Origin of the sequence: uncultured Mucilaginibacter sp. (genome assembly GCF_937859865.1) — a bacterium.
Classification (GTDB): Bacteria; Bacteroidota; Bacteroidia; order Sphingobacteriales; family Sphingobacteriaceae; genus Mucilaginibacter_A.
Window position 1 is genome coordinate 1 of record NZ_CALMAT010000053.1, and the last position, 6,500, is coordinate 6,500.

The window sequence follows — 6,500 nt, forward strand, 5'->3', positions numbered from 1 at the left end:
CTACGAACTTTATGATGCCATTAAGGCAGAGCTGAAAACAGCGCGCAGCTGGAAAAAGCTTGAAGCCGGGCTGTTAAGTAAAGGCATCATCATCCATTACAAACTGAAAAGCGGAACCAGCGAAGTGCAGGGCATCTCCTTTGAAAAAGATGGAATCAAGCTAAAAGGTTCTGCCATTGACCGCAGCCTGAGCTACAGTGGGATCAACGCCGAGCTGGCCCGCAACGGGCAGGGCCAGCAGCTTCGCCCCGCTGAAAGCGTCATGCCAGCAGCTCAGCAAAGCAGGTCAAAAGAAAGCGTTCAGCAAAGCGCCCGCGAGGACGAGCGGCAGCAAAGGGATCAGAGCGTGTTTAGCGGCCAGGGCCAAGGTTTACTGCAAATCCTGCTGGAGGGCAGCCGGGACCTGTCCAGCCCTGCCAGTGCAGACGACGGCGAGGCAGCGCGCCGGAAAAGAAAGAAACACGAGGCCGAACAGGCACAATCGCAGGGGATCAGCAGGTAATCCGTAACCAGAAAGAACGTTGCTTATCCCGAAGAACTATTAACCCTAAACAATAAACCTAAACCAGATGGAACAAACAGAGCTGGAAGAAAAAGTGATGATGATGGAGGAGCTGATCCAGGGCTTCCTTTCGAGAATGACAGTGATAGAAAGCGGTACGGCAGAACTGCTCGTTACCTTTTTACAGCAGTACAAGGCTACGCTTGAAACGATTGCTTCCAGGATCGAGACAGCGAACAAACGATATGACGATAGGAAGATTGCCCGGCAGATCGATGAACTGAAAGTGATTGTATCCCATCTGCCCAAAGTGATCCCGGTTAAAACGAGCCATCATTTCGGTGCCTGGTCAAAGGGGCTGATCGCCGCTATTGTCATCTGCTTTGCGCTTACCTCCGGCTCGGTCGGAACGGCCCTGTATTTTTATCACCAGAACGCGCGGTTGGGTGCCGAGGCGGATAACTTCTGGTTCGTTAGGGCGCTCTATCCAAACGTGTCAAAAACCATCGAGGACAAAATGGCCCAAGACCCTGCCCTTTTTTTACAAAAAGCCCAAAAAGCACTGGAGAAACAGCAGGCCTTGGCCATCGCTGAGGCCGAGGCCACGCAGGCGGAAAAAGAGCAAAAAACAGCTCAGGAGAGGTTAAAAAAAGTAAAGGCTGCTAAGTAGGTTAGTTAGTGTTATAGGCCTATGCGTATCGATGGTTAAACCGCTATATGAAAAGGTTATCTTTAAAACAAGTGGAAACAAAGCTAATATTCAAGGGACGGTCGTTTAGAAAGACTAAAAATACCAGGACTTAGCTCACCAAGGGCGGCCATAAAAGTACCGTCCAATTTCTTTCAAGAGCCGTATTTCCGGTCGCTACACCGCGAAGCCACAAAGTTAGCTATCGCAGGAAAACTGTCAAGGGTATATAAACCGCGGCTTCTGGCCGCGGCCCTTGACAGTTTTCCTGCTTTCAGCTCCGGTTGTTTAAGCGTTGAATGACCTATAGTGTGCAGATGCGTAAAGCGTCAGTTTAAAATAACATTAGACGCAAAGCTGAGTTAACAGCTGTAAACTGTACTTACATCAATTTGGGTTAGGATTGACTCAAAAATCGGTTTCACATTGAGTATTAAAGTTTATATTTCAGTAATTTACAACAAAATCATCAATTAAAATCAGTCAACTTCTTTCACATCAGAAGCATTCAAAATCTGATTTCCCGAAATAAAATTATCTTTTTGAAGCTTCTTTTTTAGCAAGTCCATATCTTCAGTAACTTTTATAGCTAATACCTTGGCGTAATGTTGTGTCTGTTTAATTGTTTTATGGCCCATCATTTTACTAATGGTTTCAATGGGTACGTTATTAGCCAGGGTTATGGTAGTAGCAAATGAATTGCGGGCTATTTTCGACGTCAGTCCTTTATCAATGTGGCAGATGTCAGCAATTTCTTTTAAATACGAATTATACTTCTGGTTACTCAAAACCGGCAACAACATATCTTTTGCAAAACATTCTACATCGGCCTTGTACTTATCAAGAATGATAAGAGCGATAGGTAATAAAGGTATTATGGCTGGCGTTCCCGTCTTTTGCCTGTTCTTATAAATTCTTAATTCACCATTATGGGTCAACATTACTTCAGAGCGTTTCAATTGCTTTACGTCAATGAAAGAAAGACCTGTGAAACAGCAAAAGATAAATAAATCTCTTACTTTGGAAATGCGTTCATTACTAATAGGCTTAGATGCAATTCGCTGGATTTCTTCCTTATCCAGATAAATAGTGTCAACATCTTCTCTTGTCATATCAAATTTTGCAAAAGGGTCTGCCACTAACCAACCGTTATCTACACAATCCAAAACTACCTTTTTCATATTAGCAATATTTTTCAACGCCGAATTATGATTAAGGTTCCGATACGTCCGGTACCACTTATAAAGGTTCTTGACGAATGCCAGATCCAATGAGCGAATATTCAAGTCATCGGCTTTGTACTTGCTCCTTATAAACATTGATGTGTGTTTGTAGGAACTCATGAAATTGGTATATGTCCCCTTTGCAACACCTTTACCAATCATTTTCTTTAGGTCTTCATTATGCGCTTCAAATAAGGCAAGTAACATTCGCTTCCGTTCTTCGGTCCCGGAAAGCAATTCTACTATAGCTAAAGCGGTAACCACTTTGCCCCGGTCGATCAGATGTTTTCGGGCATCATAGGTCTTGTTCTGTAAAACGTCGAGATACTCGTTAAGCGCTTTAGCATCTCCTTTATTGCTATTAGCACAATTTCCCATAGAATTCCACCTCGACGGTTCCCAGGAGCGTTTGACAGAAAGGTCTTTACTTACACCATCAACAGTTACTTTAAGGTAGATATACATTGGTCCACCCTGATAATTCCTTGGCCGTTTTAAATAAAACATCAATCCTAAACTTTTTTCCAACATGTCGCCATTCTTTAGTTAATAAATGTCGAAATTCAGAGGTAAAAAGTCAAGATGTTCATCTTTTGAACATCTTGTGAATCAGTTAATTAAGCCATTTTCGTGGCGTCTTTTTCTTATTAAAAAAGACGCCACGAATGTCGCTCATTTTTTATGCGATTTCCTGTATATTTTGACGATCTCATGGTAACAAAAAAGCCTGTAAATGTATGATTTACAGGCTTTTGGTGTTTTTTGACTAAGTTTTCAGCGGTGAGGGAGGGATTCGAACCCTCGGTACAGTTTCCCGTACGTCAGTTTAGCAAACTGATCCTTTCGGCCTCTCAGGCACCTCACCTTTTTGCTTTGGCAGCAGCAACGCTTTTTTGAGGCTGCAAATATAGTAATTCAGTTTTCCCGTCAAAAAATATTATCAATAATCAATGCGCACATGGTAAATGCTCATCAGCATCTTTTTGAAAATGCTTTTTACGGTCTCAATTTCTTTTAAAGTAATGTTGCTGTTTTTCAATTGCCCCTGGTCTAATTTGTAGTTTACCAGCTTGTCAACCAAATCGTTAATGGATTTAAAGTTCGGTTCTTTTAAGGCACGGGAAGCCGCTTCGACTGAATCGGCCAGCATCAAAACACCGGTTTCTTTGGAAAAAGGGATCGGGCCGGGATACTTAAAAATGTTTTCGTCCACCAGTTTTTCGGGGAAGTTTTTTAAAAAAGACTGGTAAAAGTAATCTACCCGCGTGTTGCCGTGGTGCGTGCGGATAAAATCAACAATAATTTCGGGCAGGTTTTTTTTTCGCGCCAGTTACACGCCTTTTTGCACATGGCGAATAATGACCCGCGCACTTTCTTCGTACGAAAGCTTATCGTGCGGGTTGAAGCCCTGGTTTTGGTTTTCGATAAAATACTGCGGGTTTTCCATCTTCCCGATGTCGTGGTATAAAGCCCCTGCTCTCACCAGCAACGCATTTCCGCCGATGGTATAAATGGCAGTTTCGGCCAGGTTGGCCACTTGCAATGAATGCTGAAAAGTGCCTGGCGCTTTAAAAGCCAAATCCCGAAGCACCGGCGAATTGGTATTGGTGAGTTCGATCAGCGTAATGTCTGAAGTGATGCCGAACACTTTTTCGAAGAGATAAATTAACGGATAAGCCAGCAGCGTTAGCAAAACACTCGCCACAAAAGGCAAAAAATCGTTCCAGTCTATCGAGTTAAAACTTCCTTCTCGGATAAAAGAAATCCCCAAAAAAGAAACCAAATAACAGCCTGCAATCAGTAAGGCCGAGATCAAAAATTGTTCCCGGCGGATCAAGTTTTTGATACTGTAAATGGCAACCATGCCGGCCGTAAGTTCGTAAAAAGCAAACTCAAAACTGTTGGGCACAAAAAAGCCGGCAACCAAAACCACCAGCAAATGGATGTTGAGCGCCAACCGCGTATCAAACAAAATGCGGATGATGATCGGCACGATGCAATACGGGATGTAATATAAATTGGGGATTTGGAAACGGATGGCCCAGGAAAGCGTAACCAGCATCGAAGTGATCACCAGCAAAATCAGCCCGACTAAGCGGTTATCATTATAAATATCGCGGCGAAAAAGGTATAAAAAAACAATCAGCAGCGTGATCACCAAAAAAACCAGCAAAAACTGGCCCAGCAAAACCATCCTTTTATCGCCGCTGACGTGAACGTTATCTTCAAAAGCTTTTTTAAACGATTCTAATTTTTGGTAAACATCCTGGTTGATAACAGAACCTTTGGCCACAATCAGTTCTCCTTTTTGCACCATTCCGCGCGTTTGCGAAAGCCCGTCCAGCGTTTCGTTTTCCAGTTGCAAAGTCAGCGGGTTATCATAACTCAAATTGTATTGGATGTGGTCTTGCAGCAAACCAATCAGAAACGATTTGTCCAGGTCGCGGCGCTGGTTCAGCACCTGGTCGCAATAATTCAACGCCCGTTCGCGGGTAAAAATTTCTGCCGTAATTTTAGTTTGGGCAATTTTGTTGTTTAAAATAGTTACGTCGTAATTTTCGCCGCTGTGCTGAAACCTTTTGTTCAAAGCCAGCACACCTTTTTGGTAAATGTTGGTAAGCAGCGCTATTCCTAATTTTAAATAAGCGTCTTTTTGTTTTTCATTTAAAGCGGAATTATGCCATTTGATCTCGAAATCGTTCCTAAAATTTTCCAGTTCCTGTTTTTCAATATTCGGATCGTATTCGTAAATCGGGCTAATGCTGCGCAAAGCGGCTTCACGGTCGGCATCCAGTTCGGCATTGGTTTTCAGGATGGCAAAATTGTAGGGCGAAACCAAATCTTTCTGGTTCCAAATCCGGCCTTTGCCATATTCAAACCGAAACTTGGCTTGTTTGGGCAGCGTAAATATGATCACAATTACGGCGGTGAACATCATCAAAAACTTGATGTTCATGGCAAATTTCCGCATCAATGCTTTCTGTCGGGAAGAGTTAAGTATAGCCATCAAAAATCATTACCCATCAAATTTAAGATAAGTTTCTGTTTTATGTGTTTTCCTTGTTATATTTAGTGAAACCAAACGCGCATGTACAGCCCATTTTCTGCTTCGGCACCCAATTTAAAAATCATCAGAACCCGTTGGTTTCGCGCCAACTTTAAATTGACCGACGGAAAAGCAACTTACGGCGAATTAGTTTACCCTTACTTTTTCAGCAAAAAAGCAGTGGTAAAAACAGCATCCGCTTCCTGGGTTTTTCGGCAAAAATTCTTCAGCCGAACGATTTCTATAACCGATGAAAATAGTTTAAATGTTGGGGAGTTAAGAATGAAATGGTTTGGCAGAAGCGCAAAACTGCATTTGAAGAACGGGCCTGTTTTTAGTTTTACGCGGCCTTGGTTTTTTATACGTCAATATTTTTGGCTGGATAATCAACAGGAACAAATTGCAAGTCTCAAACCTCATTTTTTTTCGAGGACGATTGATGTTAGCTTCGGTAAAAATTTGCAATCCGATACTTTGCCCTTGCTTTTGGTTTTTTTGGGAACGCACCTGATCGTTTTAAAAAGGCGTAGAAGGGCGGCGGCGGCACACTAATTTTATGTGCATAAAAACAGTATGTTTGATACATTTACAATTGGCTAAACTTGGATCAAAAAACAAACAAGGTTTTGATTGAGAAAATTTAAAAGCTACACGTTATCAAAAAAATTTTCGTTTAGTTTGATGGTAAAAATTTAATATTTTTAATATGCGGACAATTAATATTTCAATATCGGATTTAGAGTATGATAAGTTTAGTTTGAAAGGAGACCAGATTTCTTTTTCTGAATTTGTGGACATCATAAGCAACGAACTTGCTAAGCAAACACTTAACGAATGTGTGAGCCTTGCAGAAAAATACGGGCTTTCTAAAATGACAATGGACGAAATCTCAGAAGAAGTAAAAGCTGTAAGAAATGCAAAAAATCATCATTGACACCAATGTTTTCATCTCTTCACTCATACAACACAGTTATCCTTATTTAATTGCAACAGAATTGTTTTCTAACAACGATATTCACCTATGTATCTCTGATGAAGTTT

Annotated in this window: 6 protein-coding genes, 1 tRNA gene and 1 pseudogene; 4 read left to right on the forward strand and 4 right to left on the reverse strand. The window is 41.7% G+C overall.

Annotation, left to right across the window (positions count from 1 at the left end; translation table 11 throughout):
• A pseudogene (locus tag Q0192_RS06150) lies at positions 1 to 502 on the forward strand (hypothetical protein); the annotation flags it as partial.
• A gap of 67 nt (positions 503 to 569) precedes the next feature.
• Complete coding sequence (locus tag Q0192_RS06155) at positions 570 to 1,172, forward strand: hypothetical protein (RefSeq protein ID WP_299287685.1); 603 nt, start codon at positions 570 to 572, stop codon at positions 1,170 to 1,172.
• A gap of 497 nt (positions 1,173 to 1,669) precedes the next feature.
• Here Q0192_RS06155 and Q0192_RS06160 read toward each other — a convergent pair whose 3' ends face one another.
• The 4 genes from Q0192_RS06160 to Q0192_RS06170 form a co-directional block, all read right to left on the reverse strand.
• Complete coding sequence (locus Q0192_RS06160; protein WP_299287688.1) at positions 1,670 to 2,944, reverse strand: site-specific integrase; 1,275 nt, start codon at positions 2,942 to 2,944, stop codon at positions 1,670 to 1,672.
• Between the two features lie 247 nt (positions 2,945 to 3,191).
• A tRNA-Ser gene (locus tag Q0192_RS06165) sits at positions 3,192 to 3,278 on the reverse strand.
• 75 nt (positions 3,279 to 3,353) lie between these two features.
• A complete protein-coding gene (locus tag Q0192_RS18730; RefSeq protein WP_366518139.1) occupies positions 3,354 to 3,626 on the reverse strand; it encodes a hypothetical protein in 273 nt (90 codons plus the stop codon).
• A gap of 117 nt (positions 3,627 to 3,743) precedes the next feature.
• Positions 3,744 to 5,420: an HDIG domain-containing metalloprotein gene (locus Q0192_RS06170; protein ID WP_366518140.1), complete on the reverse strand. Its 1,677-nt coding sequence runs from the start codon at positions 5,418 to 5,420 to the stop codon at positions 3,744 to 3,746.
• Between the two features lie 81 nt (positions 5,421 to 5,501).
• Here Q0192_RS06170 and Q0192_RS06175 point away from each other — a divergent pair, with 81 nt between their 5' ends.
• Both Q0192_RS06175 and Q0192_RS06180 read left to right on the forward strand, forming a co-directional pair.
• Positions 5,502 to 6,011, forward strand: a complete 510-nt coding sequence (locus tag Q0192_RS06175) for a hypothetical protein (protein WP_299287691.1) — start codon at positions 5,502 to 5,504, stop codon at positions 6,009 to 6,011.
• Positions 6,012 to 6,165: 154 nt separating this feature from the next.
• Positions 6,166 to 6,393, forward strand: a complete 228-nt coding sequence (locus Q0192_RS06180) for a hypothetical protein (RefSeq protein ID WP_299287694.1) — start codon at positions 6,166 to 6,168, stop codon at positions 6,391 to 6,393.
• The last annotated feature ends 107 nt before the right edge of the window (positions 6,394 to 6,500 follow it).